This is a genomic window from Bacillus sp. GMa5/1 (genome assembly GCF_050172015.1).
Classification (GTDB): domain Bacteria; phylum Bacillota; class Bacilli; order Bacillales; family Bacillaceae_G; genus Bacillus_A; species Bacillus_A cereus.
The window spans coordinates 1-2885 of record NZ_JBNLYC010000322.1; the positions used below are offsets into that span (position 1 = coordinate 1).

Consider the following 2885-nt stretch of genomic DNA (forward strand, 5'->3'; position numbering starts at 1 on the left):
TACACAATAAAAAATAGTCATTTCATGTATAGTAGGAGTAGTTGAAAATTTCACATCATTATTTGTGAAATACTTCACATGATTTAAGCTTTTACTTAATAGGCAAGATGAAAACAATAAGTTCCAACATTTTAAATCTATTTTTATAGTGATCTGGAGGCTTTAATATGACAAACAAGACGGATGAAAAAGAAGTACAAGCAATGGTCAACGTAGTAATTAAAGATGAAAATGATGTACAAGAAGTTGTTAATACTTTAGTTGAAAATGGAAAAGAAGCACTAAAAGCACTAGAATCTTATACGCAAGAGCAAGTAGATCATATTGTTCATGAAATGGCACTATCTGGATTAGATCAACATATGCCATTAGCAAAAATGGCAGTTGAGGAAACTGGTCGAGGTGTGTATGAGGATAAATGTACAAAAAATATATTTGCGACTGAATATATTTGGCATAGCATAAAAAAAGATAAAACTGTAGGAATTATTCATGAAGATCCACATGAAGAAGTCATTGAAATTGCCGAACCAGTAGGTGTAGTTGCTGGTGTGACACCAGTAACGAATCCTACTTCAACTACTATGTTTAAAGCAATTATTGCAATGAAAACAAGAAATCCAATTATTTTCGCTTTTCATCCATCTGCTCAGCGATGCTCTGTTGCAGCGGCTAAAATATTAAGAGATGCTGCAATTAAGGCAGGGGCACCGGAGAATTGCATTCAATGGATCGAAAAACCTTCTGTTGAGGCAACAAAAAGATTAATGAACCATGAGGGGGTTGCACTTGTTCTTGCAACCGGGGGTGCTGGAATGGTGAAGTCAGCATATTCTACAGGGAAACCGGCCTTAGGAGTAGGACCTGGGAATGTACCTTGTTATTTAGAGAAATCAGCACATGTAAAACGAGCTGTAAACGATTTAATTTTATCAAAAACATTTGATAATGGTATGATTTGTGCTTCTGAACAAGCAATCATTGTAGATAAAGAAATCTATAATAGTGTAAAAAAAGAAATGCAAGACAACAATTGTTATTTTGTTACCGAAGAAGAGAGAATAAAATTAGAGAAGCTTGTTATTAATGAAAATACATGTGCAGTAAATAGTGATATCGTTGGGAAATCAGCACATTATATTGCATCATTAGTAGGCATTAAGGTACCAGAAGATACAAAAATACTTGTAGCTGAAATTAAGGGAGTGGGTGCAGAATATCCACTATCACGTGAAAAATTGAGCCCAGTATTAGCTTGTATCAAAGCAAATTCACAAGAAGAAGGATTTAAATACTGTGAAGAAATGTTAAATTTAGGTGGCTTAGGGCATTCAGCGGTTATTCATTCTACAAATAAAGAAGTACAAAAACAATTTGGTTTAAGAATGAAAGCTTGTCGCCTTATTGTAAATTCACCGTCAGCACAAGGTGGGATTGGTGATATATATAACGCATTTATTCCATCTTTAACATTAGGTTGTGGATCATACGGTAAAAATTCTGTTTCTCAAAACGTAACAGCTACACATTTAATAAATGTAAAGCGTTTGGCGAATAGAAAAAATAATATGCAATGGTTCAAATTACCACCTAAGGTTTTTTTTGAAAAACATGCGACACAATATTTAGCTAAGATGCCAAACATTTCACGAGCATTCATTGTAACGGATCCAGGAATGGTAGAACTGGGATATGTGGATACAGTTACACATTACTTACAACAGCATTTAAATGATGTAAAAGTAGGTGTTTTCTCAGAGGTAGAACCAGATCCATCAGATGAAACAGTATTCAAGGGTGCTGAGATGATGAGAAGCTTCAAACCTGATGTAATTATTGCATTGGGCGGAGGTTCAGCAATGGATGCAGCAAAAGGAATGTGGCTATTTTATGAATATCCAGAAACAAAATTCTTTGGAATCAAACAAAAGTTTTTAGATATTAGAAAACGTACATGTAAATTTCCAACACTAGGGCAAAAAGCACAATTTGTTGCGATTCCAACAACATCAGGAACAGGGTCAGAAGTGACACCATTCGCGGTTATTACAGATAAAAAAAATAATATAAAATATCCACTTGCTGATTATGAATTAACACCAGATGTAGCGATTATTGATCCACAGTTTGTAATGACAGTGCCACCTCATGTAACAGCAGATACTGGAATGGATGTGTTAACACATGCAATTGAAGCATACGTGTCTATTATGGCAAATGACTATACAGATGGATTGGCCTTAAAAGCCATTGATCTAGTATTTAAATATTTACCGAGAGCATATAAAAATGGAAATGATGAAGAAGCACGTGAGAAAATGCATAATGCTTCTGCAATTGCAGGGATGGCTTTTGCAAATGCATTTCTTGGTATTAATCATAGTTTGGCGCATAAGCTTGGACCAGAATTTCACATTCCACATGGACGCGCTAACGCAATCTTAATGCCGCATGTAATTCGCTATAATGCTATTAAGCCGAGAAAACATGCATTGTTCCCAAAATATGAGCATTTTGTGGCAGATGAACGTTATGCATATATTGCAAGAACATTGGGGCTGCCAGCAAGTACAGTGGAAGAAGGGGTAGAATCTCTTGTGCAAGCAATTATCAGCCTTGGAAAAGAATTGAATATTAATATGAGTATTGCAGGACAAGGAGTAAAACAAGAAGCATTTGAAAATGTTGTGGATGTCTTATCAGAAAGAGCATTTGAAGATCAATGTACACCAGCAAATCCGAAACTTCCATTGATTTCAGAATTAAAAGAAGTATATAAACAAGCATATAAAGGTGTGTAATAAGTTAAGTAGGTATAACTTTTTAAGTTCATAGATTTTGTATTTGATATTTGTAAATGTATTGTATATGGATGTTAAGGGGAA

The 2885-nt window shown here is 34.7% G+C and carries 1 protein-coding gene; it reads left to right on the forward strand.

Annotation, left to right across the window (positions count from 1 at the left end; genetic code table 11):
* Positions 1–203: 203 nt before the first annotated feature.
* The gene (gene adhE / locus ACQGSG_RS28065; RefSeq protein ID WP_074596623.1) at positions 204–2801 is read left to right on the forward strand and encodes a bifunctional acetaldehyde-CoA/alcohol dehydrogenase; all 2598 of its coding nucleotides are present in this window, start codon (positions 204–206) and stop codon (positions 2799–2801) included.
* Positions 2802–2885: the final 84 nt, after the last annotated feature.